This window comes from Sorangium sp. So ce185 (assembly GCF_051526825.1).
GTDB classification, from domain to species: Bacteria; Myxococcota_A; Polyangia; order Polyangiales; family Polyangiaceae; genus Sorangium; species Sorangium cellulosum_D.
On record NZ_CP150316.1, the window covers coordinates 3,052,508 to 3,076,742 of the forward strand.

Consider the following 24,235-nt stretch of genomic DNA (forward strand, 5'->3'; position numbering starts at 1 on the left):
TCAGCGCGTCACGCCTTGCGCCCCCACAGCTCCTCGGTGGCGAGCCGCGCGCCCTGCGCGAGGGACTCGAACTTCGCCCACATCACCGTCGGGTGGACGCGCTGAATGTGATCGGCCTGGGCGAACCCGCAGTCCGACCCGGCGATGACGCTCTCGCGGCCCACGATGTTGGCGAACCGCACGATGCGATCGGCGACCACCTGCGGGTGCTCCACCGTCGTGATGTGATGGGTGATCACGCCGGGAATGAGGATCTTCTCCGGCGGCAGCTTCACCTTCTGCCACACGCGCCACTCGTGCTCGTGCCGCGGGTTCGCCGCCTCGATCGAGTACGCGCCCGCGCGGACGCGGAGGATGAGGTCCACGATGTCCTCCAGCGGCGCGTCGGACGTGTGCGGCAGGTGCCAGCTGCCGAAGCACACGTGATAGCGGACGCGATCCTCCGGAATGTCGCGGAGCGCGTGGTTGAGCGCCTCCACGCGCAGCTCTGCCCACTTGCGGTACGCCTGCGGGCTCTGCTGCACGAGGTGATCATACATGTTCGCGAGCACCGCGTCGTCCACCTGGACGACCAGGCCCGCCTTGGAGATGGCCAGGTACTCCTCGCGCAGCGCCTCGGCGAGGGCGAAGATGTAGTCGCGCTCGCTCCCGTAGAACTCGTTCAGGCCGTTGAACACGGCGCTCCCTGGCGCGACGACCGTGAGGAACCCCTCCGCGACGCTCACGCCGGCGAGCGCGGCCCTCAGGTTGTCGACGTCCCTTTGCACGTCGCCCGGACGGTAGCGGAGGGCGCTCGTACAGACGTGCTGCATGAGGGTGCCGGGGTTGTCCTTGAACTCGAGATCGACGACTTCCTTGAAGCGGACCTTGTCACGGCCGAGCCAGTCGCGCGGGCTCTTGCCGCCAGGCCGGAGCTCGAAGCCCGACACGCGCTCGAGGACGTAGTTCGCCCAGCTCGACTTGCCGTACTCGCCATCGTTCACGATGTCGATCCCGGCCGCCGCCTGCCGGCTGACCACGTCGGCGACCGACTGGCGCAGCAGCCTGGCGTAGGCCTCCGGGTCCTTCGGCGGGCCGATGCGCTGGCTCGCCATCTCGAGCATCGCGGCCGGTCGGGCGATGCTGCCGACGTGGGTGGTGAGAATCCGGTCTTCGCTGCGTCTCATGACCCCTCTTGGCTCCGACGATTGCGGTCGTCCACGACCTCGAACGAGCCCTCGCTCGCCCTCCGATGCGCGATGAGGGCGCCCCCGGCACGCCCCGGCGCGATCGCTCGGCGACGCCGGCTCCCACCCAGGGTCGGGCTCGCTCACGTGGCAATCGAGGTTGTCTCCGCTGGAAACCCGAGGCGCCTGGGGCGAACGAACCGGATTTCCTCCTCCCCGACCCCTAACACGCGCCCCGCTCACGGCGCAACGGTCAAAGGTGCTCGTCCAAACCTCGACGGACAGCGCGTTTCCGGCTCCTGCCCTGAGTCCATGTCTCGCGCTCCGTCTGGGGTGAACTCAAGCGAATTTTTCAATGGGCGAGGAGCCCTCGTGTCCCCTGTTATGATGGGCTCGCACAGATACAGCAGGGCCTCTGCGCGCGCGCCGACCGGACTCGCCTCGACAGCCTGCGTGCGCCGCGGAGCGCGGCGAGCCGGCTCGGCGCAGACGCCGCGGCGGATCAGCTCGGCTCGCGGGCGCGGCGCCGGGCGATGGACGCGCCAGGCCAGGTCGAGTAGGACGTGCAACCCCGTTCGCGTCGCGTCGAGCAGCAGGCCAGATGAACAAGAACGAGATCGAGATCGGTTCGCTCATCGATTCGGCGAAGTTCATCGGCCTGCCGCTCGCGATAACCGTGCTCACCGTCATCATCATGCTGGTCGACGGCTTCGACCTGCAGGCGATGGCGTTCGTGGCGCCCGAGGTCCTGAAGGAGTGGGGGATCGCGCGTGCGGCGCTGACGCCGGCCCTGACGGGCAGCATGGTGGGCATGGCCGTCGGCTCGGTGGCGCTCGGCTGGGCCGGCGATCGCGTCGGGCGCAGGCGCTCGTACATCGCCTGCATGGCGTTCCTGGCCCTCGGGTCGTTCTTCTGCGCCCACGCCGGCTCGCTCGCCAGCCTCACGATCTGGCGCGTGGTGACGGGGATCGGGCTCGGCGGGGTGACGCCGCTCGCGGCCGCCATCATCTCCGAATGGACCCCGAAGCACGCCCGCAGCATCGCCGTGGCGTGCGCCATGGTGGCCGTGCCCCTCGGGGGCATGCTCGGGGCGGGGGTCGCTCAGCGGGTCATCCCGATGTACGGCTGGCGCGGTGTGTTCTGGATCGGCGCGGCGCTGCCGCTCGTGCTCTTCGTGGCGGCGATGTTCCTGCTGCCCGAGTCGCCCAAGTACCTCGCGCAGCGCCCCCACCTGCACGGCCGCCTCGCGAAGCTGCTGAATCGCCTGTTCCGCGAGCGCCGCTTCACCGGCGACGAGCGCTTCGTGGTGGCCGAGCCGCCGCCGCCGCCCAAGAGCTGGCTCGCCGGGCTGCTCGGCCCCACCTACCGCTCCACGACGCTGCTGCTCTGGGCCGCGTTTGCGTTGAACACGCTCGCGCTGTTCTCCTGCGTGAACCTGTTGCCCACGGTGCTGTCGTTCACGGGCATGAGCACCGCGGAGTCGCTGCAGGGCTCGAAGCTCTTCAATTTCGGCGGGTTCTTCGGCGCGCTGGGCGGCGCCGTGATGATCGGCTGGTGGGGCTCGCGCCGCGTGGGCGCGGCGCTCTCGACGGTCGGCGCCCTCGCCACGTTCCTCATCGGCACGACCATCCTCGATAACGGGGGCGTCCTCGACGGCCGGTCGCTCGCGCTGCTCACGCTCGCGGGCATGGCGATGAACGGCATGCAGAGCTTCCTCTACACCGTGGGGGCGCACTCCTATCCCACGTATATCCGCGCGTCCGGCGTGGGCTGCGCGCAGACGGTGTCTCGCGCCGGCGGGCTCCTCGGCACGGTGGCCGGCGGCTCGTTCTTTGCGCTCGATCCGCAGCCGCCCGTGAGCTACTTCTTCTACGCCGTGGCCGCCGCCGTCGCGCTGGTGGTCGTGAGCTTCGCCTCGCTGCGCACGCACATCCCGGGACGGAAGAGGAGCGCTTCGCCATAAGCGCAAGGGGTCGAGCAGGGCAGGGGGCAAGTCGCACGACGGCGCCCGGACTGCCTCGATGATAGCGAGCGCGTCGCCGGGGGCGACCGCAAGAGGTTCGCCGCGCCAAGCCGGCAACGCGTTGCCGGCAAGAAGTTGCCCGCGCGACGCCGGCAGAGACTCCACGGCAAGAAGTTGCCCGCGCCGGGCTGGCAAGGCGCGCCGGCAACACGTCCTCGGCGAAGCGTCGACTGGCGGCGATCGCGCGGCGACATACCCTCGGAGCCGCTCGGCCGGGTCGACCTGCATATGGATATATCCACGCTGCGAGCGCGAGTGACCCAGCGCCGTCGCCGCGCTGCGCGGACGAGCGCCTGAAGCGCCGGGCCTCTGGCTGGGCACGGTGCGTGCACCATCGGAGGCTGAGCGTCGTCGTCGCGAGACAAATGCGAGGCGACTGCTATCACGACAAGCGAGACCCTTACGGCGTTGTCGATAGCGCGAAGCTCGCGTCCGAGGATGTTGCAGCTATCCACCACCATAACTAGAGGTTTTCAATGATTCGCCGTGATCCGTCCAACACGAAGCAAAAGGAACGCCTCTCCGCTCGTCCTGAGGACGTCGTCAACCTCCGCCTTCGCCGGATGGAGACTCCGAATAACCCTGAAGGCCAGATTCCCAGCTTCGTTACCCTCATCCGCTCGAATCCCCTCGACCGCGGTTACGACCAGCTCTTCATCGACCAGGTCCCGCTCCCCCGCGAAGCGTGGTCGTTCGACGCGCACGACCGCATCCTGCGTTGGACGGATCACGACGGGGGTGGCGAGCTCCACCTGGCCCAACGGACCCGCGGCGCCGTCGGGGTGCTTTCGACCAAGGCAGGGCCCGTTTCGGTCACCGGCGGGGCGCAAGCGCAGTTCCGCTGCGCGGTGGCCGAAAAGTGCGGCGCCACCTACATCACCGACGGCGACAAGGTGGTCGGCTTTCACTGGGATCCGAGCTCCGCCGCCTGGAAGAACGCCGCATGGGTGCAAGACCGCCTGCTCCTCACCTACACGGTCACGCAGGAGAGCCCCATCCTGCCGCCCAGCTTCACCTTCGAGTTCGCAGACGATGAGACGGGCGACCTCCCGTGGGATCCCGTGGTCGGCTCCTTCCTGGCGAGCCTCAAGCTGGGCGTCGACCCTCAGGGAAGGATGATCTGGAACCTCGTCTTCAAGTCGGAGATCGATCCGCCGCAGGACTCTGGTCCATCCACAGGTCCGAAGAGCGTCTATCCCTACTGGCTCCAGGCGATCGAGGACGCTTCCGCCTCCACCATCGACGGCGCCATGGAGATCAACAACATCGCTCCCAAGGGCCAGCTGATCGGCGTGCAGGGGGCCCGCGTGCTGCCGTCCGTGTCCGGGTATTACCAGACCGCGGGCGACAAGGCGCCTTTCGGCGTTTTCCACGGGAAGCTCCACGTGGACGGCCAGGCGGTCGCCAGGTGTCGAGCCGACGCCGACACGCTCTACTGGCAGGGGCTCTCGCCCGAGCACCAGGAGCGCCTCGGACTGCCCGAGCGCGGTAGCTTGCGTTTTGCCTCGCACGGCGGCAGCGCGGAGTCCCCGGAGGGCTTGGGGGCCCAGCGCCTCGACGCCGCCCAGACGCTGCGCGCCCTCGGCGAGCACCGCGACCTTCACCCGCGGGTCCTCCGGGCCGCGCAGAGCCACGCGGGCGCGATGGCCGACCTCAACCTGACCATCCAGGGGCTGTTGGCGATGACGCCCTTTGGCCAGAACGACAAGGGCGCCTGGGAAGACGTCGTCCAGAAGGCCGTCCGCGACGACCTCGGCACGATCATGAACTCCTTCGTGCCGGACTCGATCTGGCAGCTGCTGTTCCCCAGCACGCCCAAGCCCACCCTGAACGCGGAGCTCACCCGGGTCGCGCACACGCCCGTCAAAGGGGTGGACGATCCGGTGAGCTGGTATCAATCGCTCGGTACCGCCGTGATGACGCAGGGCATGTCCGGCGGCTCGAACGAGAACTGCAAGAACATGAACGGCCCGCGCGCCGGCGCGTGGCTGCAGCAGGAGGTCGCCAACGCTCCCGTCTACCAAGCCCACAGCCAGCTGCTGTTCACCTACCGGTGGGCCCAGCGCAACCCGCTCATCAACGATTACCTGGCCGACCAGATCGACAACGCCGGGGCCTATGAGCCGACCATCGACGCCCAGGTGAAGCTCAGCGTGCAAGACATCGAGCGGAACGTGGTGGCGAATGACGCGTCTCCGGCCGACATGAAGCAGAAGCTGGAGGACCAGGTGGGCGAGGCCGGGCTCTATGCGAAGACGAACAAGCTCTACTGGGCCTTCGCGTACTACACCTGGAACACGGCGCCCGCCATCCTGGCCAACATCGCGATCCAGCTCGGCGTCAACACCGGCTCGACCGACGGCACCACGCTGACCCGCCTGTTCCAGCAAAACATCACCGTGCTGACCGCGCTCGACCCCTCCGGCTACTTCGCCCGGAAGTACAACGAGGCGATCAACACCTTCATGTGCACGAACATCCTCCCGAGCATGTATGGCTTCACAGGGGACGCTGACGACTTCAACCTGTTCAAAGAATACCTGCAGGAGTTCGTCAAGCAGAACATCAATAGCGAGAACAAGGACATCGCCGCCGCCGCCGTGCAGATCCAGGCGATCCTCGACGAGGAGGATGCCGACGAGATCCTGAAGAACTCCCTCGCGGCTCTGCGCACGATCGCGGAGAGCATCGACGAGGCCCTGGCGCTGCCCTACGTCGCCAACCGCTTCGTCAAGTGGTTCGAGACGAATTACCCGCGCCTGTCGAAGTACAGCAGCGTTTTCGGCACGATGGTGCTGACGGGCCTCAACATGCTCGCCGTGTTCAACATGATCCGCGAGTACAAGCAGTGGGACAAGCTCGACGCCGGGCAGAAGGCCGAGCTCATCCTCGAGACCTGCCAGTTCGGTCTGCAGATGATCTCGGCCGTGGTCACGCGCGGCGTCCGGGTATACGCCATCTACAGCGCCGAGGGGCTCACCACATACCAGCGTTTCGCGAGCATCTTCAAGGTCATCGGCAGCGGCGAAGCGGAGACCGCCGTGATGAACGACGCCATGATGCAGGTCTCCAACAACATGGCGCGCTGGATCGGCGACACCGCCGGCAGCTACGCCGAGCGCGAGGCCATGGCCAGGCTCGCCCGCGTCGGCCTCTTCGGCGAAGACGAGGCGGCGCAAGTCAGCTGGACGACCAAGATCTTCGGCCGGAACCTCGACGAGTTCATCGCCACGCGGGTCGGGCCGGTGCTGATCCTCGCGGGCATGGGCCTCAGCATCTACTTCATCGCCACCGGGGAGTCCGGCCTGGCCCTGGGGGCCGACATCTGCAACCTCGTCAGCGGCGCGCTCTCGCTCTTCGCGGTCGTCGGGGGCTGGTTCATCGTCGAGGGGGCGACCGGTGTTTTCGCCACCATGGTGGCGGTGGCCGGCCCGCTGGCGATCATCGCCGCCCTGGTGGGGGTCGCCCTGATGATCTGGGAAATGTTCCAGACTCCGCCTGACCCGGTGAAGCAGTTCGTGGACGACTACGTGAGGCCGGCCGGTTTCTACGTGGCCACCCAGTGCGGCGCCATCGACTACGCCACCTCCTACGCCCGCTCCGGCACGCACCTGCTCATGATGGGCTTCCAGCTCACCGTCGGGGCGCAGGCCTTGCTCGCCAACGGCGACGGCACGATCGCCCTGGGCACGCCCAACTACATGCCCTCGTGCGTCTGGGCTTCGGCCGCGGACGGCTTCGGCCTGACGCAAATCTGCGCCCAGGTGCAGCCCGCGCAGGGCAAGGCGCCCGTCAGCCTGCTGCTCAGCCTGATGAGCGACAACAGCGTGTCGTTCCAGCCCAAGGTGACCAAGGCCAACCCGCCCAGGTCGAGCGGCGGCCCGACCGTCACGACGCAGATGTGGCTCTGCAACACCGCCGGCGGCGTCACCACCACCCAGACCGACAACGGCGCCACCGCCCTCGCGTCCATGCAGATCTACCTCCAGCCGGTACTGCCCGACGCAAACGGCGACTATTCGCCCAGCCAGGCGTCGGGCCAGCTCGTCCTCCAGGGCAACACGCTCGCCTGGAGCCGCGATCGAGCCACTGACTTCCTCCTCTCCATGGCCGGCCTGCAGCCCAACTATATGTCGATGGTCAACCCGAGGTTCCTGGTGAACACCACCCCCTCCACCTCTCAGTCCTTCGGGCCCAACTTCGGCACCTACCCGAGCTCGCCGCTGAAATACACCCTGAGCGGCTCCCTGCCGGACTTCCTCGACTTCGACGATGCCACCGGCAAGCTCAGCCCCAACGGTCGCGCGGCCAGCGCGGCCCTCGAACGGCCGATGACGATCACGGCGACGAATGATCTGGGTAATGACCATGCGGACTTCGTGATCACCGTCTCGTAGAGCGCGCTCGGTGTGCTCCTCGACCCGCACCGCCCTCCTCTCGAAGAGGGGGGGCGGTGCATGTCCGGGCCATGAACCAGCCCGTGCCCCACCAATCTCCTACCTTCCGAGAGCCATGCCCACCTATCCCGAATATCAACAACGGTTTGCGCGAGACCTGACCGCTGGCATCGATGCAGCTGCCGACGGCCGTCGGGCCCCAGCCGCGGCGGGCGATCCTGACCTGAGCCGCCGGGTCGACGCCCTCGTCGACGCCCTGCCTTACTACGGCGACATGGCGATGGAGGCCGTCCACCGTGGCGCCCTGGCCAACCTGCTGGCGGTCTACCTGCCCAACAACGCCGTCGCCCCGCACCCGGACGAATCCGGTCCGTGGTATGCTTACTATCTCTCCATCTACTACTATCGAGGGCCCTATTCCGGCTATCGCGACGCCTTCTACGGCGGCGTTGGTCAGAGCAGCCTCGCGGGGCTGATCCTGGCCAAGGTTCAGGCTTCCCAATCATCTCTGAATCCCAGCTGGTGGGGTTCTTTCGGGGTCACGGTCCTGACGGACGGGGTTCGTCGCGAGGTGTCCGTCAGCCTCGATGGCGGCAAGCTCTCCACCGATCTCGACAACGGCAACAGCGCGTTCCGTGGGGCGCTCACCGCCAGCTACCTCCCGGTTCTCACGAGTGGCTACGCCAGCACGGCCAGCGCCTTCGCCGCCATCGTCAGCGCCGGCCAGTCCGGCGCGGCAGCCACGCTGCTCGACCAAGCCATTTCCCGCGGCCAGTTCACCGCCGACATCAACCAGGCCCTGGCCATGGGCGGCGATAGCGCCAATGCGGCGACGTGGTTCCTCTACAATCTTTGGGTGGTCCTCGACGCCCTGGGGCTGCCCGACGTCGACGGCGCCATCACCCGATATCAGCAGAACGGCCTGCAAGTGCCTGCCGAAGTGCAGGCCGTCAGCTGGCGGAGCGGCGGCTACACCAGCTGGTTCCCGGCCTTGACCGGCGCAGACGTGCTGCCTCAGGCCAGTGCCGGCATCGCCGCTTCCATGCCGGAAGAGAAGATGACCACCTACACCGGCAGCAGCTACCCCTCGGTGACGTACCCGAGCGAATCGAACGGCTATGCGGTCAGCCTCACGCAATGGGGATCCCTCAACTGGTATGTGCCCCACGACAGCGGCTGCTGCTTCTCCGCGGGCACCCAGGTCCTCATGGCCGACGGCTCCACCCAGGGCATCGAGACCATCGAGAACGGCGACCTCCTGGCGACCGACAGGGGCCCCCGACGCGTCGTCCTCGTCGAAAAACCGCCGCGCGGGACCCGCACGCTCCACCGGATCAACGACCTCGATCTCTGGGCGACCGACGGCCACCCGTTCCGCTGCGCCTCGACCGCCGGTCCCCGCATCGCGGCGGCCGAACCCTGGACGCTGATCGATGGCCTGCCGACCATCACCGAGAAGGGGGTTTGCCGGCTTCGACCGGGAGTCGTCCTGGCCGCACGGCAGGGGACCCGAGACGTCGCCCTCGACGTCGTACGGGTGGACTCCAGCCCTGCGAATCCCGAAGACGCGCAGCGGACCGTGTACGACCTGCTGGTCGAAGGGTGGGAACGCGACCGCGTGGCCTATTACGTGGGCGGGCCCGAGGTCTTCGTGGCCGTCGAGCCCGAATCGGTCGACCCCACCCAGAGCCTGGCGGTGACGCGGGCGGTGGTGACGACGCTCGAGATGATCGTGCCGCCAGCCCGCGGCCTGATCGGCCATCCGCACGCCGAGTTCCCACGCCTGCTCCGCCACGTGGACCGGTCCCGGGCGCGCGCCCAGGCGCTCAGTGCCTACCGGGTCTATCGCGGAGGCAAGCCCTTGCCCCCGGCCTCACCCGTCGGCCCGGGTTGCCTGCTCCAGCAAGGAGACTGGGATCCACACGCCTCCGCGCTCGAATACTACATCGTGCGCGACTTTGGGCGCTTCCTGCGCAGCCACGCCGCCCAAGGCTGGCGCGTGGCGCCAGAGGGTGACCCCCTGGGGGATCGCCTGGTGCTCGGCTTGGCCGATCTGGAGTTGCTCGACACGCCTCTCCCGGCCGGTCCCCGACCGGCCGTCGACGCCTGCCTGCGCAGCTTGCGCTTCGACGGCCTGCAGACACCCCGCACCCTCGAGCTCGAGCCCAGCGCGCGCCTCGTCTGGAACGTCCGCCTCGACAAGAGCCTCGACCTCGGCCCCGCAGACGCCATCGCTCCTGGCGCGGTCGTGGACGGTTGGATCCGCTCCGGTAATGCGGTATTCGCGCGGTTCCGTGTAGCTGTCACGCCCGGGTTGGCTCGCCCGGGCGAGGTCCACGACGCGTACCTGTTCGCTCCCGACGGCCGTGTGATCGGCCGGCTGGGCCTCGATCTGCGCCTCATCAGCACCGCCCACCTCGAAGCGGAAGCCTCCGCCCGGGAGGCCTGGAAGCCCGAGCATGAGCTGCTCCTGGCCCACTGCCTCGGCGAGCAGATTGGCCACCTTCTGCTCCCCCATCTCAAAGCTTGCGCTTCCATTTGACGGGCTATCCTCGCCTGGTCGTGCGGTGGCGCCCGTTTCGCCGCGCGGCCGGCGCCCGAGCGCGAGGTGGTGCGCGCCGCTTCGCGCTCCTCCGGCTCGGCGGCGCGATCGTCGACGTGATCGACGTCGCCGTGTCGTGCGAGCGGCTGTCCCTCGTGGCGCAGCGCCTCGAGCTCGCCGGCGGCGCGGGGCGACTGCCGAGCGCCTCGCGGCAGCCGAGAGCTGAACCCGAAGAGTCGTGTTGTGCTCTCCACGGAAGCGCCTATGCTCTGGCCATGCAATCGAAACAGCGATTCCTTGTCCTTGGGCTCGTGATCTCTCTCGGCTGCGCCACCAGCGACCCGGCGTCGGGCCCCGGCACCGGCGGCGCCGGCGGCGCGGGGGGCCGGGACGTCTCGGACGGCGCCGGAGGCTCGGGCGGCACGGGAGGCCGGGACGATCTCGGGGGCTTTGGCGTCGGTGGGGTCATCGTCACCGACTGGGATTACAAGCCTATCCCGCTCGATGGCCGCCCGGCCTGCGAGGAGCGCCCGGTGTTCTGCGAAGATTCAGGCATCTCCGCCGAGGTGGCAGCGAAGCGCGTGGAGGAGATCGGGAACGAGTGCCTCGTCCCCAATTTCCCGTGCGGCGGCGCGATCGGGGTCATGTTCGACGCGGTGGGCTGCGCCATCGGGACCGATGCGTTCGATCTCGACGAGAAATCGCTGTCCTGCGTCTACAAGGCCCTCACGGAGGAGCGATGGGCTTGCGCCGCGGGCTTGCGCGTGACCGGTGGCGGCTGGAATTGCGAATGACCGGCGCTCGCCTCGACGCGCTGCCCCGGGCGCATGACCGATCGTCGCTGCGATCCCGGCGCCCGCGCCGCTCGTGACCGCCCCCCTCGCGCTGCGCCGGCATCTAACCGGCGAGGGCCACGCGCGCTGTCCGGCGCGGTCTTCGAAGGGGGCCTATGTCCGTCCGTATCACCGATGTCGTCGCCCGCGATATCCGCTTTCCGACCTCGCGCTCTCTCGCCGGATCGGACGCCATGAACCCCGAGCCGGACTACTCGGCGGCCTACGTCGTGCTCGAGACCGATAGCCCGGAGCGGCTGGAAGGCCACGGCCTGACCTTCACGATCGGCCGCGGCAACGAGCTCTGCGTGGCGGCGATCGGCGCGCTCCGGCCGTTCGTCGTGGGCAGGCGCCTCGCCGACGTGACGGCCGACTCGGGGGCATTCTGGGACGAGATCACCGGCGACAGCCAGCTCCGCTGGATCGGCCCCGAGAAGGGGGTCATCCACCTGGCGACGGCGGCCATCGTCAACGCCGCCTGGGATCTGCGGGCGAAGGCGGCGGGCAAGCCGCTCTGGAAGCTGCTCGTGGACATGACCCCCGAGGAGCTCGTCCGCTGCGTGAGCTTCCGCTACATCACGGATGCGCTCGGCCCCGACGAGGCGCTCGAGATCCTCCGCCGGAGCGCGCCGACCCGCGGCGCGCGGGAGCGAGAGATGCGAGAGCGCGGCTTCCCCGCCTACACGACGTCCGCGGGGTGGCTCGGCTACTCCGACGCCAAGCTGCGCCGCCTGTGCCGCGAGGGGCTCGCGCGCGGCTTTTCCCATTTCAAGATGAAGGTCGGCGCGAACCTCGACGACGACATCCGCCGGGCGCAGATCCTCCGTGAGGAGATCGGGGCGCACCGCAGGCTCATGATGGATGCCAACCAGGTGTGGGACGTGGACCAGGCGATCGCCAGCATGCAGCGCCTCGCCGCGTTCGATCCGTGGTGGATCGAGGAGCCCACGAGCCCCGACGACATCCTCGGCCACGCCGCCATCGCCAGGGCGATCGCGCCGATCGGCGTGGCGACGGGAGAGCACGCCCACAACCGGGTCATGTTCAAGCAGCTGTTCCAGACCGGCGCCATCCGGTTCTGCCAGGTGGATGGCGCCCGGCTGGGCGGCGTCAACGAGGTGCTCGCCGTGCTGCTCATGGCGGCCAAGTTCGGCGTCCCGGTCTGCCCTCACGCCGGCGGGGTCGGCCTGCCGGAGATCATGCAACACCTCTCGCTCTTCGATTACATCTGCGTGAGCGCGTCGCTGGAGGATCGCGTCCTGGAGCACGTCGACCACCTCCACGAGCACTTCGTCGATCCGGTCGTGATCGAGGCTGGCCGTTACATGCCGCCCAGCGCGGCGGGATGCAGCGTCACCCTGCGGCCCGAGTCGCTCGAGAGGTTCGAGTTCCCGTTCGGAGAAGCGTGGGTGAGGCAACGGCAGGCGTCCGTGATGCCCTGAACGGGCCGCCTGTCCTGACGGGCGGCGCGGCCTCGCTGTGATCGCCGTCACGGGCGGCCGGGCCCCGCCGTGGGGCTTGCATCGTCCTCCGTCCAGATCGACCATGCCGCCCGAGCAGGGGCGCGCGGCGGGCTCCGCGCGCGAGCACGCGGCATGGCGCAGATCACCTTCACGCAGAACCTGGCAAGACACGTGGAATGTCCCGCGCTCGAGGTCGACGGCGGGACGGTGCGCGAGGCGCTGGAGCGCTACTTCGCGCTGCACCCGCGCGTGCGCGGCTACGTGCTCGACGAGCAGGGCGCGCTCCGCAAGCACGTCGTGATCTTCGTCGATGGCCAGCAGCTCAGGGATCGCGCCGGCCTGAGCGAGCCGGTGCGCGGCGGGACGAGCCTCTACGTCATGCAGGCGCTCTCCGGAGGATAGGGACCATGATGAACTCATTGCTCGTCGCGACCCGCAAAGGCCTGTTCCGGATCGACCGCGGTAGCGCCGGGTGGGACATCGCCCAGGTGTCGTTCCTCGGGGACGCTGTCCCGATGGTCTTGCCCGACGCGCGGGACGGCGCGATCTACGCCGCGCTCGGGCTCGGCCACTTCGGCGCGAAGCTGCGCCGCTCGCGCGATCGCGGCGAGACCTGGGAGGAGCTCCCCACGCCGGCCTATCCGCAGCAGCCCGAGGGCGAGGCCGACTCCCTGCCCGACGGGCAGCCGTGGCCCTGGCGCCTCCAGCAGGTCTGGTCGCTCGAGGCGGCCCACGCGAGCCAGCCGGGCACGCTCTTCTGCGGCACGATCCCGGGCGGCCTGTTCCGGTCCGACGACAGCGGCGCCTCCTGGACGCTCGTGCGGTCGCTCTGGGACCACCCGAAGCGCAGGGAGTGGTTCGGCGGCGGCGCCGATCTGCCGGGGATCCACTCGATCTGCGTCGACCCCTCGCGCCCGGGCCGGGTCACGATCGGCGTGTCGTCCGGCGGCGTGTGGCAGACCGAGGACGACGGCGCCTCGTGGGCGCTGCGCGGCACCGGCATGTACGCCGCGTACATGCCGCCCGAGCGCCGGGACGACCCCGCCATCCAGGATCCGCACCGCGTCGTCGCCTGTCCCGCGCGGCCGGACCACCTCTGGGCCCAGCACCACAACGGCGTCTTCCGCAGCACGAACGGCGGCGCCCTGTGGCGCGACGTCCCGAGCGCGACCCCCTCGACGTTCGGCTTCGCCGTGGCCGTCCACCCGCGCGACCCCGACACCGCGTGGCTCGTCCCCGCGCAGAAGGACGAGACGCGCGTGCCCGTCGGCGCGAGCGTCGTCGTGTCCCGCACCCGCGACGGCGGCGAGACCTGGGACGTGCTCCGCGACGGGCTCCCGCAGCGCCACGCGTACGACCTCACGTTCCGGCACGCCCTCGACATCGACGACAGCGGCGATCGCCTCGCCTTCGGGTCCACCACAGGCTCGCTCTGGATCACCGAGGATCAGGGCGACTCGTGGCAGGCCATCTCCACCCATCTCCCGCCGATCTACTGCGTCCGGTTCATGGCCTGACGCGCGGCGATGCGCGTGCATGGCGGATGGAGGATGGCGGATGACGGATGACCCAGCCGCCCCTCCGGCGCAGCTGGCCAGACCGCCAGACTCATGGCGAGCGCCGGTGTCGGAGGTTTGTTTACGTTTCTTTGGTAAAGAGCATTTCCCTCCTTGCCGCGGCGGCCCACTCGTGTGCATCTTGCCCGGTGGCGCGCCGGCAAAGGTCGTCACTTCCGACGTCCCTGCCGTCGTGTCGAGAGCTTTCTTTTGCAGTGGCGGCGCTGTGTCCGGGGGGCAGCCTCGTGCTCGCGCGGCCTGCAGTGGAGATCGAGAGTCATGACCGACAAGAAGCAAGGAGCACCTTCGTCCCGCTCGGACCGTACGCGCCGCCAGGTGCTGAAGCAGGCGGTGGGCCTCGGCGCGGGGCTGGCCGCCGCGAGCTTGCTCGGCGGAGAGGCGTCCGCCGCGCCGCGCCCGCGCATCCGCTCCGGGACCTTCACGACCAGCGACGGCGTCGCGCTCAACTACCTGGAGGCGGGCCGAGGCGAGCCGCTGCTCCTCTTGCCGGGGTGGTCCCAGTCGGCGGCGCTGTACCGGACGCAGATCCTCGCCTTCGCGGAGCACTACCACGTCATCGTGCTCGACTGGCGCGGCCACGGCGAGTCGGAGAAGGTCGACCACGGCTATCGCATGGCGCGCTTCAGCGCGGATCTCCACGAGTTCCTCCGCGGGATGAGGCTCAAGCGCGTCACCGCGCTCGGGCACTCGATGGGGTGCGGCGTGCTCTATAGCTACTGGGACAACTACGGTGGGCAGTACCTGGATCGGCTGATCCTGGTCGACGTGGGCCCGGCGATGACGGCCTGGCCCGACTGGTCCGAGGAGGAGAAGGTCGAGGCAGGGTCCCTGTTCACGCCGCAGTCGCTCTACGACACGGCCGCCGCGCTGCGCGGCCCCGACGGGCTCGCCACGACCCAGGGCCTCGTGGCGAGCCTCTTCAGCCCCGACTTTCCGGCGGATCGGCTGGCCGCCATCGTCGAGGAGAACCTGAAGCTCCCGCGCGAGTACGCGGCCAAGCTGCTCGTGGACCAGGCCGCGCAGGACTGGCGGGACGTGATCCCGCGGATCGACGTGCCCACCCTCGTGGTCGGGGGCGAGATCAGCATCTTCAGCCCCATCTCCCAGCAGTGGGTCGCCGACCAGATCCCCGGCGCGGAGCTCATCATCTTCAGCGCCGAGGAGGGGGGCAGCCACTTCATGTGGGTCGAGAACCCCGAGAAGTTCAACGAGGATGTGCTCGATTTCCTCGGCTGCTGAGCCGCGCCGCCCGCTCAGGGGTTGAGGCGCGCAAGCGCGGAGATCATCCGTTCGGCGATGTCGGCGGGCCCGGGGAAGATGCGGGTCACGGCGCGCTGGTGTGCGAGCCCGTGCAGGCCGAGCCACAGCGCGATCGCGTCGGCGGCGGGGTCGGCGCTGGCGGAGCAGCCGGCGGCGACGCAGCCGCCGAGGGCGTCGACGAGGAGCTTCAGGGCTCCCTCGCCGAGCGTGGTCAGGTCCCGCTCCGTCAGGGAGCTGTCGCCCAGCGTGGGCATCCAGAGGCCACCGAACATGGTGCGATAGCGCTCTGGGTGCGTCCGGGAGAACTCCAGATAGGCGTTGCAGACGGCGTACAGCCGCTCTCGTGGATCGTCGCCGGCCTCTTCCGCGGCGCGGCGCAGGTTGCTCTCGAGCTCGGCGAAGGCCTGCTGCACGACGGCCAGCATGATCGCCGGCTGATCGGGGAAGTGGGGGTAGATCGAGGGCGCGGCGATCCCGACCCGGCGGGCCACCGATCGCAGCGTGATGGCGCGTTCGTCGCCGGCCTCGTCCAGCAGCGCGACCGCCGCGGCCACGATGTCGTCGCGCAGGCGGGCGCCCTCGCCGCGGCGGTTGCGGTCGCGGGCCGGTTTCGGTGCGGCCGACGCCGCCGTTCCGCTGTCTCTCATGGTGTTACCTTACACCCAAAAACTTATCGATGTTAGCCCTTGCGGGCTGACGATAACGTAAGAATCATTACATATGAGGAGGGTCGGCGGACCTGCTCGACGGCGGCGACGAGCGGCCGTGACCCTGCGCTCTGGCTCCGGTCCGTGGGCTCGTCGTCTTGCGGCCCGAGAAGGCGGACCTCAGCCCCAGCGAGGGGGCGCGGGCCAGCTGCTTCGCGTCACGCCCCGACACCCTCCGCGCACCGGAGCGATTTTCTCGCCGAGTTAAGTTGACAACCGTTAGGTGACGATAATAAGCTTACACATGTAAGTCGATGCCGATGGCGTCGCGTTGTCTTTCAACGGCTCGCCGTTCTCGGCTCGCCCCCATGACCCGGAGGTTCCCATCATGTCCGCCGCCACCCCGACCCTGTTCGCCGCCACCACCACCGCTGCCGTCCCCGCGCTTCCCGTGGGCGAGGTCGACAACCGCGCGATCTACATCAGCTTCGGGCTTGCCTACGCGCTCGGCCACGGCGCCGCCGCGCTCTCCAAGGGAGCCAGCCCCCTGCTCGCCTTGCCCGGCTGGCTGCCCATGGCGCTCCTGGGAACGGGGCTCGCGGTCGGCACCGTCTACGCCACCCTCGCCGCCGCGCGCGCCCAGCGCGGCGCGAGCGGGGCCGACGCCCTGTCCGGCAAGCTGCTCGGCGCTTCGTGGGTCAGCGCCTTCACCGCGCTGTTCCTCGCCATCACCGGCCTCGCGTACACCCTCGACATGCCGGACCTGCAGACCATCCTCTGGCCCACCGGCTCCGGCTTCGTCGTCGGCCTGATCTACCTCGGCGAAGGCGCTGTCCGCCGCAACCTGCTGCACTACGGGCTCGGCACCTGGCTCGCCCTGACCTCCACCGCGGCGCTCTTCCTCGGCGCTCCCGGCCTCTTCTGGGTCCTCTCCATCGCCGGCGGCGGCGGCTACGCCGTCGCCTCGGTCCTCGAGGGCCGTCGCCTGACCGCGCTCGCGAAGCAAGCGCAGCGCTGACCCCCCGGCTGTTCCTTGGGAGGAACAGGTGTCTCCTCTGGAGAGGCAGGGGGCTCGCCAGCCTCGCGCTCATCTCCGTGGCTCAGGCGAGCGATTGGCCTCGTTTTCGGAGCAAACGCGGGAGCTCGCCGACGGTCGCCCGGCCCGCCCGCCGCGGCATGACGATTGCTGGTTCCTTCGCCGACCGCTTCGTTTCTCGCCGACAACGCCGCTTCGACCGCCGAGCCACGCACGTCGCGCGTGGTTCGGCGCGCAGGGGGCGGCGCGTCGGCGTCCAGACGAACAGCAACCCGAAGGAGCCTGTCCATGAAGCACCTGTTGTTTGCCGCGTTCTTGCTGCCGCTCGCGCACGTCGGCGATGCCGACCCCGCCACGCCCGGATCGAGCGAAGGCGCGGTGGTCGAGGCCGCCGCCGAGAGCGACGCCGCAGCGAAGCCGCCCGTTCCCTTCTGCCTGCCTGGTGAGAAGGTCGTATGCACCCTGGGGCCGCCGCCTGTTTGCCATTGCGAGTAGCCGTCGCGAAGGGCCGTCGATCGCGGCCTGCGCCGGCCCCTCGCGCGAGCGCGTAGCTCGACGGGAGCTGCGGGCGACTCCGACGCAAAGGGCGCTCGAGGTGAGCTCCTGTCGACGTCAAAGACATCTCTGTTTCACATGCCCGGTCTACATCGAGGAGAATCGAATGTTTACTCGCGTCATCCAACGAACCATGTCCGTCCTTCTCGCGTCGCTGCTGGTGAGCTTCACCCTGATCGGCTGTCAGGTCGAGGTCGTCGACGAGCCGTCCCCCGACGGCGAGGTGGGCGAGGCGAGCCAGGCCATGCTCAACTGCAAGGGCCGGTGCGCCAGGTTCTTCATGCTCTGCGTCCAGTCCGGCGATGACTACGAGCTGTGCGCCGGCGAGCGGGACGCCTGCATGGCGGACTGCGACGAACAGACCTGCGAGCCCGGGGAGCCCGGTTGCTGCCAGGGACAGCCGACCTGCTGGTAGGCGGCGCCCGCGGAAGGGCGGCTGAACAAAACGTCGTGGACGCCGTGCTGCGGGGCGCAGCGTGCCCGGAGACCTCGCTCTCCAGCGACCTGGCCGTGACGCGCGCGCACCTCGGCGGGCATGGTGCAGCCGGTTCGGGATATCCGACCCAGGTTCGGGTAGTCGGGTAGGCGCCCTTCCGCAGAGATTCTGGTTCCTCGCCCACCGTTCATGTACCCTCGCCTACGTAGGGCAACCAGAAGTAGGCGCCAGACATGCACATCGCTCCAGGATCCGTCATCGGAGGGAAGTACCGGATCGAGCGCCCGCTCTCGCAAGGCGGCATGGGGTCGGTCTGGGTGGCGCGCCACGTCACGCTCGGCTCTCCCGTCGCCGTCAAGCTCATGGCCCCCGAGCTGGCTGCCGTGCCGTCGTTCGTGGCTCGCTTCGAGCGCGAAGCCCGCATCGCGGCCAACCTCCAGAGCCCGCACGTCGTCCATGTCCAGGATCATGGCATCGACGGCGGCCATCCCTACCTCGTCATGGAGCTGCTTCATGGTGAGGACCTGGAAGCGCGTCTCAAGCGCGTGCGCCGGCTGTCGGTGTCCAGCGCGACGCGCATCCTGATGCAGGCGGGCAGGGCCCTGCGCCGCGCGCACGAAGCCGGCCTCGTCCACCGCGACCTGAAGCCCGGCAACCTCTTCCTCGCCCGCGTCGACGACGAGGAGGTCGTCAAGATCCTCGACTTCGGCATCGCCAAGGACATCTCCGGCCGACCCATGACGGAGGTGACGCGCACGGGCGAAGTGCTCGGCTCGCCCTACTACATGAGCCCGGAGCAGGTGCGGGGCGAGCGAGACATCGATCACCGAAGCGACCTGTGGTCCCTCGCGGTCATCCTGTTCCGCGCCATCACGGGCGAGCTCCCCTTCCCGGGCGACGAGCTCGGCTCGGTCTTTGCGAAGATCCTCGTGGATCCACCGCCACGTCCGACGCGGGCCGCGCCCGACCTACCGCGCGCGATCGATTCGTTTTTCGCCCGCGCGCTCGAGCGCGATCGAACGCAGCGGTTCCAGTCCGTCAACGAGATGCTGGACGATCTCGCGCGGATCACGGGCGTGCCGAGGCCGGCCGCGTCGCTGCCGGAGATGGAGCCGCCGGCGGCCGGAGAGCGATCGGCCGGGGTCTCCGTGCTGGGCCTGGCGACCACGGCGCCAGCGCCCCCGGAGGACGCGCCCACGCCGGGCCAGGATGATCGCCCGGAGGAAGCGACGTCAGGTCTGGTGCGCGGCTCGGACCACGCGACGGTCGACCTCCGTCCCAAGCCGAGGGCCGAGCCGAGCGAGGCGCCTCTCGCGCCCGAGAATCGCGCGTCCGGCGTGCCCGCTTTGCATGTCACGGATTCCTCCGCGGTGACGGACTCCGGCCCGAGGATCTCCCCCGAGGAGTCGATACAGCTCCCGGTGACCTCCACGCGGGCCTGGTTCCTGGGCGTCGCGGCCGCTGCGGTGCTGGGAGGATGCGGGCTCGTGTGGGCCGCCTCGAGGGGCGACGTGGAGGCGCCGAGCCCGCGCATGTCGATGGAGGCGCTGCCCGCGCCGCAGCGTGGGTCGACGGAGCCGCCGCCCGCGCAGCAGCGTGAGTCGACGGAGCCGCGGGCGCTGGAGGAACGCCGCCCGCCTTCAGCGGCGATGGTCGCGCAGCCGAGCGCTCCCCCGGACGGGAACATCGGTCAAGGACGCCAGCCGACCGTGCAACCGCAGGATGGCCGGAGGACACCGCAGCCCCGGCCGGTCGCGTCGGACGGCCGCTACGACGAGGACAAGGCGAGCGCTCCCGGCCCTGCGCTTCGCGTGCCGAGCACACCGGAAGCAGAACCCGTGTACGCGGAGCCGGTCGTGCCCGTGCCTGAGGGGAGGGCGGCGGCGGCGCCGGCAAGGCCCTTCCACGACCTGTTCGCGCGTCGGGTCCTGGTCGAGGCCGCGGCGAAGGCAAAGAGCTGCGCGCGCGCTACGGGCCCCACGGGAAGCGGCGTCGTGCAGGTGACGTTCGCGCCGAATGGACACGTCGGCCATGCGGTCGTCGTCGGTCAGCCGTTCGCGGCGACCGACGTCGCTTCCTGTGTCACCTCAATATTCCGCGGCGCGACGATCCCGCCGTTCGCCGGAGGCCCGGTCACCCGGTCGCAGTCGTTCGCGATTCCGTAGCGTCGTCGCGCGAGGACCTCTATCGACCTCGAGCGATGGTGGGCTCGTAGGACGTGACCGCCGGTTCAACGGTCACATGCGAGCACGATACGGTGCGTTGACCGCCTTGGTCGGCAGTTTGGCTGCATCGTGGGACATGCGGGGGCGTCCGCCCCAGCCGCGGTTGGGCAGGCGACCGAGCTCGTGTAGCCTCCTCCGGGAGAGGAGAGCGCGACCATGCTCGAAACGTTCGATCCCTCGTCCACGGCTGCGTCAACGTCGGTTCGCAAGCCTGCCGCGCGTGCCCGCGGCTATCCGGTGGTAGGGCTGCTCCCGGGGCTGGTGCACGACGCGCCCAGCCTCTTCCTCCAGCTCGCGCGGCAGCACCCGGGCGCGCTCATCGAGCTCGATCTCGGCGTCCTCCACGCCTACCTGGCGACGCACCCCGATCAGGCGCAGTACGTCCTCAACGACAACTGGCGCAACTTCACCAAGGAAGGCGGGATGTGGAAGCCCCTCAGGAAGCTCCTTGGCAACGGCCTCATCTCGGCCAGCGGCGACGAATGGCTCCGGAACCGCCGACGCATGCAGCCGCTATTCGCGCCGCGGCAGCTCGAGGGCCTGGTCGACCTCATGGTCGATGTCGTCGAGAGCGATCTGCCGCGGCTCGAGCAGCTGGCGCGCACCGGCGCCGTCATCGACATGGACAGGGAGATGATGCGGCTCACCCAGCGCATCATCTTCGCGACCATGTTCGGCGCCAGCATCACCCCCCGGCAGGCCGATAGCCTCGGCGACGCGCTCCTCACCGCGTTCCAGGCGCTGAACGCGAGGATGTTCCTCTACTTCGTGCCCGACCGCTTGATCCCGGGCGACCGCGCCTTCAGGGGCGCGCTCGCCAAAATCGACGAGGGCCTCCTGCGCCTCGTCAAGGAACGCCGCCGGAGCGGGGAAGAGCGGGACGACCTCCTCTCGCTCCTCCTGCACGCGCGGGACGAGTCCGGCTCCGGCATGGATGACCGACAGCTCCGGGACGAGCTCGTCACCATGTTCATCGCCGGCAACGAGACCACGGCGATCACGATGACCTGGCTCTTCTACCTGCTCGACGGGCACCCCGAGGTCGAGCGCAAGCTCCGCGCGGAGATCGAGCAGGTGCTCGGCGACCGGCGGCCCACGGCCGCCGACCTGGCGAAGATGGACTACGCAAAAATGGTGATCCAGGAGGCGATGCGCCTCTATCCGCCCTCCTGGCTCCTCCCGCGCGTGGCGAAGGAGGACGACGAGATCTGCGGCTATCCCGTGCGCGCCGGCGCGACCGTCATCGTCAGCCAGTACGTCATGCACCACGACCCCGCTTTCTGGGAGGACCCCGAGAGGTTCGACCCCGAGCGCTTCACGCCCGAGCGCTCGGCCTCCCGCCCGCGCTACTCGTTCATGCCGTTCGGCGGCGGACCGCGGCAGTGCATCGGCAACCTGTTCGCGATCATGGAGGCGCAGATCCTCCTCGCCGTCCTGCTGCGGCGGCTCCGCACGCGCCTCGTGCCCGGTCGCCCGGTGTCGCCTCAGGCCGTCACCACCCTCCGGCCGCGCCATGCCCTCACGATGACGCTCCACCCCGCCTGATCGGATCGCCCGCCGAGCGCGCGGTTCGCTGGAGCGCGGCTGCCCGCTCGGGCGCGCGAGGCCGGCGTGAGCTCGGATGTACCTCGGCGCGCCCGGGTCTCGTAAGATGGTGAGCTCATGCCGCGACCGCCGGCACGACTCCGCCCCCACCCCCGGCGCCGCACGAGCGCACGGGCGAACACGACAGGCGCGGCGCCGAGGAGATCCACGTGAGCGCTCGAATCCCCCTTCCGCCTTTCCCGAAAGGCTGGTTCCAGGTCGCCTCTGCGGAGGAGCTGTCCACCGGCGGCCCCCTCCCGCTCCGCTGCTTCGGGCAGGACCTGGTGCTGTTCCGGACGCAGGACGGCGAGGCCCGCGTCCTCGACGCCCACTGCCCGCACATGGGCGCCCACCTCGGGGTGGGGGGCCGCGTCGAGCAGCGCGGGATCCGGTGCCCGTTCCATGGATGGGTGATCTCCGGCGAGGGCGCGTGCGTGCACATCCCGTACGCGGACACGATCCCCCCGAAGGCGAGGGTCCGCTGCTGGGAGGTGCGGGAGCTCGACGGCGCCATCCTGGTCCACCACGCGCCCTCGGGCGAGCCCCCGGCGTTCGAGATCCCGCCGCTCCCCGAGGCGCGCTCGGCGGAGTGGTCCCCGGGCATGAGCAAGCGCTGGAGGATCCGGACGCACGTCCAGGAGACGCTCGAGAACATCGTGGACCCGGCCCACTTCGTCGTGGTGCACAGCATGCCGGCGCAGCCCCGGACCGAGATCGAGATCGACGGTCACATCATCCGATCCCGATCGTCGGTGAAGCAGAAGGGCCCGAACGGGCAGGTGGTCGACGGCACGATCACCTGGGAAGGCCACGGCATGGGGTACGGGACGATCCGCTTCACCGGCATCGTCGAGCTCCTCTTCGTGAACGCGGTCACCCCGATCGACGAGGAGCTCGTCGACGTGCGCGTCGCCTTCTGGCTGCGCAACGACGGCGCGCAGCGCCTCGGCCACGCCCTCGCCGCCGAGGTGTGCCGGCAGATCGAGGAGGACATCCCGATCTGGGAGAACAAGATCTATCGCCCCCAGCCCGTCCTGTGCGCCGGCGAGAAGACCATCATGACGTTCCGCAAATGGAGCAGCCAGTTCCTCTGAACGGCGGCGTCGGCGGCGTCGGCGGCGTCGGCGGCGTCGGCGTTGGATTCCGCCCCGAGCTCGCCGCGGATCTGCTCGCCGCGCCCTCGGCCGTGGACTTCGTCGAGGTCGTGGCCGAGGCCTGCTTCGCGAGCCCGGCCGCGCGGCGCGAGGCCGCGGCCATCGCGCGCATCTGGCCGGTGGTGCCCCACGGGGTGAAGCTCTCGCTCGGCAGCGCCGAGGGCGTCGACCTCGATCGCGCCCGCCGCCTCGGGGCGCTCTGCCGCGAGCTCGCGGCCCCGGTCGTGAGCGAGCACGTCGCCTTCGTGCGCGGGGGCGGGCGCGAGATCGGGCACCTCACCGCCCTGCCGTACACGCTCGAGGCGGCCCGCGTCGTCGCGCGGAACGTCGCCGCCGCCCGGCGGGCGCTCCCGGACATCCCGCTCCTGCTCGAGAACGCCGCGCGCACGCTGCGCTTCCCCGACGACAGCCTCGACGAGGGGAGCTTCTACGCCGAGGTCGTCGCCCGCACCGGCTGCGACCTCCTCCTCGACGTCGGCAACGTCTACGCGAACGCCGTCAACGCCGGCGTCGATCCCGGGGCGCTCGCCCGGTCGTACCCGCTCGAGCGCGTGGCGATGATCCACGTCGCCGGCGGCGCCCGCGAGCACGGCTTCTACTTCGACACGCACGCCCACCCCGTCCCCGAGCCGGTCTTCGCCCTCCTCGCCGCGGTCCTCGCGGCCACCGGGCCGGTCCCGATCCTCCTCGAGCGCGACGGCGACTTCCCGCCCTTCGCCGCCCTCGCCGCCGAGCTCGCGACCGCCCGCGCGCTCGCCCGGTCCGCGCCGCCGCGCCGCTCGCCGCCCCCGCCGCCGCCCGCGTCGCCGCCCGCGTCGCCGCCCGCGTCCGCCGCCGATCCGCCCCCCGGCGCCGCGGCGCTCGCCGCGGTCCAGGCGCGCGTGGCCGAGCTCTTCACCGCCCCGCGCGCGCCGTCGCCGGCCGACGTCCGGCCGTTCGCGGCCGACGAGGTCGCGCGATCGCGCGCGATCCTCCAGCGCAAGCGGGTCGACGACGCGCTCCCGCTCTTGCCGCGGCTCGCGTCGCACCGCGAGGCGGCCGCGCGCCTCGGGGCCCGGTGCGTCGAGGCGTCGCCGCGGGCCCACCGCCTCGCCGCGGTCGCCGACGCGCTCCGGATCGCCGCCGCGGCGGCGGCCGACGAGCGCCTCGCGGCCGAGGCGCTCGTCGATGGCCTGCTCCTCCGCGCCCGCTTCGTCGGGCCGGCGGCCGACGGGAGCGTGCGGCCCAGGCTCCTGCCGTTCATTCGGCGGGAACGGCTGCCCGGAGGTCGGGTAATCTGGGCGATCAAGGGGATGGGCTCGAGCGCCGATGTCCGGATCGTCGAGCCGCGAAGATAG

General features: G+C 70.0%; 17 protein-coding genes. 15 read left to right on the forward strand and 2 right to left on the reverse strand.

The window, feature by feature from the left end:
- Positions 1-8: 8 nt before the first annotated feature.
- Positions 9-1,166: a cobalamin-independent methionine synthase II family protein gene (locus tag WMF26_RS11400; protein ID WP_438000323.1), complete on the reverse strand. Its 1,158-nt coding sequence runs from the start codon at positions 1,164-1,166 to the stop codon at positions 9-11.
- Between the two features lie 601 nt (positions 1,167-1,767).
- Here WMF26_RS11400 and WMF26_RS11405 point away from each other — a divergent pair.
- The 8 genes from WMF26_RS11405 to WMF26_RS11440 all read left to right on the forward strand — a co-directional run bounded on the left by WMF26_RS11405 (position 1,768) and on the right by WMF26_RS11440 (position 15,240).
- Positions 1,768-3,129 carry an MFS transporter gene (locus WMF26_RS11405; protein ID WP_438000324.1) on the forward strand — a complete coding sequence of 454 codons (1,362 nt, stop codon included), beginning with the start codon at positions 1,768-1,770 and terminating at the stop codon, positions 3,127-3,129.
- Between the two features lie 536 nt (positions 3,130-3,665).
- Complete coding sequence (locus WMF26_RS11410) at positions 3,666-7,586, forward strand: hypothetical protein (RefSeq protein WP_438000325.1); 3,921 nt, start codon at positions 3,666-3,668, stop codon at positions 7,584-7,586.
- A gap of 115 nt (positions 7,587-7,701) precedes the next feature.
- A complete protein-coding gene (locus WMF26_RS11415) occupies positions 7,702-10,128 on the forward strand; it encodes a Hint domain-containing protein (protein ID WP_438000326.1) in 2,427 nt (808 codons plus the stop codon).
- Positions 10,129-10,403: 275 nt separating this feature from the next.
- A complete protein-coding gene (locus WMF26_RS11420; protein ID WP_438000327.1) occupies positions 10,404-10,922 on the forward strand; it encodes a hypothetical protein in 519 nt (172 codons plus the stop codon).
- Between the two features lie 155 nt (positions 10,923-11,077).
- On the forward strand, positions 11,078-12,403 hold the full coding sequence (locus WMF26_RS11425) for an L-fuconate dehydratase (protein ID WP_438000328.1): 1,326 nt from the start codon (positions 11,078-11,080) through the stop codon (positions 12,401-12,403).
- 153 nt (positions 12,404-12,556) lie between these two features.
- Positions 12,557-12,826 carry a MoaD/ThiS family protein gene (locus tag WMF26_RS11430; RefSeq protein ID WP_438000329.1) on the forward strand — a complete coding sequence of 90 codons (270 nt, stop codon included), beginning with the start codon at positions 12,557-12,559 and terminating at the stop codon, positions 12,824-12,826.
- 5 nt (positions 12,827-12,831) lie between these two features.
- Positions 12,832-13,941 (forward strand): WD40/YVTN/BNR-like repeat-containing protein, encoded by a 1,110-nt coding sequence (locus WMF26_RS11435; RefSeq protein ID WP_438000330.1) that lies wholly within the window; start codon positions 12,832-12,834, stop codon positions 13,939-13,941.
- A 318-nt stretch (positions 13,942-14,259) separates the two neighbouring features.
- Positions 14,260-15,240: an alpha/beta fold hydrolase gene (locus WMF26_RS11440; protein WP_438000331.1), complete on the forward strand. Its 981-nt coding sequence runs from the start codon at positions 14,260-14,262 to the stop codon at positions 15,238-15,240.
- A gap of 14 nt (positions 15,241-15,254) precedes the next feature.
- On the opposite strand, the gene WMF26_RS11445 is transcribed toward WMF26_RS11440, so the two are convergent.
- Positions 15,255-15,908 (reverse strand): TetR/AcrR family transcriptional regulator, encoded by a 654-nt coding sequence (locus WMF26_RS11445; RefSeq protein ID WP_438000332.1) that lies wholly within the window; start codon positions 15,906-15,908, stop codon positions 15,255-15,257.
- 388 nt (positions 15,909-16,296) lie between these two features.
- Between WMF26_RS11445 and WMF26_RS11450 the strand changes: the two genes are divergently transcribed.
- The 7 genes from WMF26_RS11450 (at position 16,297) to WMF26_RS11480 (ending at position 24,235) form a co-directional block, all read left to right on the forward strand.
- On the forward strand, positions 16,297-16,926 hold the full coding sequence (locus WMF26_RS11450; RefSeq protein ID WP_438000333.1) for an ABC transporter permease: 630 nt from the start codon (positions 16,297-16,299) through the stop codon (positions 16,924-16,926).
- Positions 16,927-17,232: 306 nt separating this feature from the next.
- Entirely contained in the window at positions 17,233-17,439 is a 207-nt protein-coding gene (locus WMF26_RS11455; protein ID WP_061623378.1) for a hypothetical protein, read from the forward strand.
- 193 nt (positions 17,440-17,632) lie between these two features.
- Positions 17,633-17,914 (forward strand): hypothetical protein, encoded by a 282-nt coding sequence (locus WMF26_RS11460; protein ID WP_438000334.1) that lies wholly within the window; start codon positions 17,633-17,635, stop codon positions 17,912-17,914.
- A 254-nt stretch (positions 17,915-18,168) separates the two neighbouring features.
- Positions 18,169-20,100, forward strand: a complete 1,932-nt coding sequence (locus WMF26_RS11465; RefSeq protein ID WP_438000335.1) for a protein kinase domain-containing protein — start codon at positions 18,169-18,171, stop codon at positions 20,098-20,100.
- A gap of 216 nt (positions 20,101-20,316) precedes the next feature.
- Entirely contained in the window at positions 20,317-21,705 is a 1,389-nt protein-coding gene (locus WMF26_RS11470; protein ID WP_438000336.1) for a cytochrome P450, read from the forward strand.
- 209 nt (positions 21,706-21,914) lie between these two features.
- Positions 21,915-22,838 carry a Rieske 2Fe-2S domain-containing protein gene (locus WMF26_RS11475; protein WP_438000337.1) on the forward strand — a complete coding sequence of 308 codons (924 nt, stop codon included), beginning with the start codon at positions 21,915-21,917 and terminating at the stop codon, positions 22,836-22,838.
- Positions 22,817-24,235, forward strand: a complete 1,419-nt coding sequence (locus WMF26_RS11480) for a DUF692 domain-containing protein (RefSeq protein ID WP_438000338.1) — start codon at positions 22,817-22,819, stop codon at positions 24,233-24,235. The genes WMF26_RS11475 and WMF26_RS11480 overlap by 22 nt, the downstream gene beginning before the upstream one ends.

What these genes read in the sequence shown, in the direction of transcription:
- WMF26_RS11405 (WP_438000324.1), top strand. Translation starts at nt 1,768, where the DNA reads ATGAACAAGAACGAGATCGAGATCGGTTCGCTCATCGATTCGGCGAAG.
- WMF26_RS11400 (WP_438000323.1), bottom strand. Translation starts at nt 1,166, where the DNA reads ATGAGACGCAGCGAAGACCGGATTCTCACCACCCACGTCGGCAGCATC.
- WMF26_RS11440 (WP_438000331.1), top strand. Translation starts at nt 14,260, where the DNA reads ATGACCGACAAGAAGCAAGGAGCACCTTCGTCCCGCTCGGACCGTACG.
- WMF26_RS11455 (WP_061623378.1), top strand. Translation starts at nt 17,233, where the DNA reads ATGAAGCACCTGTTGTTTGCCGCGTTCTTGCTGCCGCTCGCGCACGTC.
- WMF26_RS11445 (WP_438000332.1), bottom strand. Translation starts at nt 15,908, where the DNA reads ATGAGAGACAGCGGAACGGCGGCGTCGGCCGCACCGAAACCGGCCCGC.
- WMF26_RS11460 (WP_438000334.1), top strand. Translation starts at nt 17,633, where the DNA reads ATGTCCGTCCTTCTCGCGTCGCTGCTGGTGAGCTTCACCCTGATCGGC.
- WMF26_RS11415 (WP_438000326.1), top strand. Translation starts at nt 7,702, where the DNA reads ATGCCCACCTATCCCGAATATCAACAACGGTTTGCGCGAGACCTGACC.
- WMF26_RS11430 (WP_438000329.1), top strand. Translation starts at nt 12,557, where the DNA reads ATGGCGCAGATCACCTTCACGCAGAACCTGGCAAGACACGTGGAATGT.
- WMF26_RS11450 (WP_438000333.1), top strand. Translation starts at nt 16,297, where the DNA reads ATGTCCGCCGCCACCCCGACCCTGTTCGCCGCCACCACCACCGCTGCC.
- WMF26_RS11480 (WP_438000338.1), top strand. Translation starts at nt 22,817, where the DNA reads ATGGAGCAGCCAGTTCCTCTGAACGGCGGCGTCGGCGGCGTCGGCGGC.
- WMF26_RS11435 (WP_438000330.1), top strand. Translation starts at nt 12,832, where the DNA reads ATGATGAACTCATTGCTCGTCGCGACCCGCAAAGGCCTGTTCCGGATC.
- WMF26_RS11410 (WP_438000325.1), top strand. Translation starts at nt 3,666, where the DNA reads ATGATTCGCCGTGATCCGTCCAACACGAAGCAAAAGGAACGCCTCTCC.
- WMF26_RS11425 (WP_438000328.1), top strand. Translation starts at nt 11,078, where the DNA reads ATGTCCGTCCGTATCACCGATGTCGTCGCCCGCGATATCCGCTTTCCG.
- WMF26_RS11420 (WP_438000327.1), top strand. Translation starts at nt 10,404, where the DNA reads ATGCAATCGAAACAGCGATTCCTTGTCCTTGGGCTCGTGATCTCTCTC.
- WMF26_RS11465 (WP_438000335.1), top strand. Translation starts at nt 18,169, where the DNA reads ATGCACATCGCTCCAGGATCCGTCATCGGAGGGAAGTACCGGATCGAG.
- WMF26_RS11470 (WP_438000336.1), top strand. Translation starts at nt 20,317, where the DNA reads ATGCTCGAAACGTTCGATCCCTCGTCCACGGCTGCGTCAACGTCGGTT.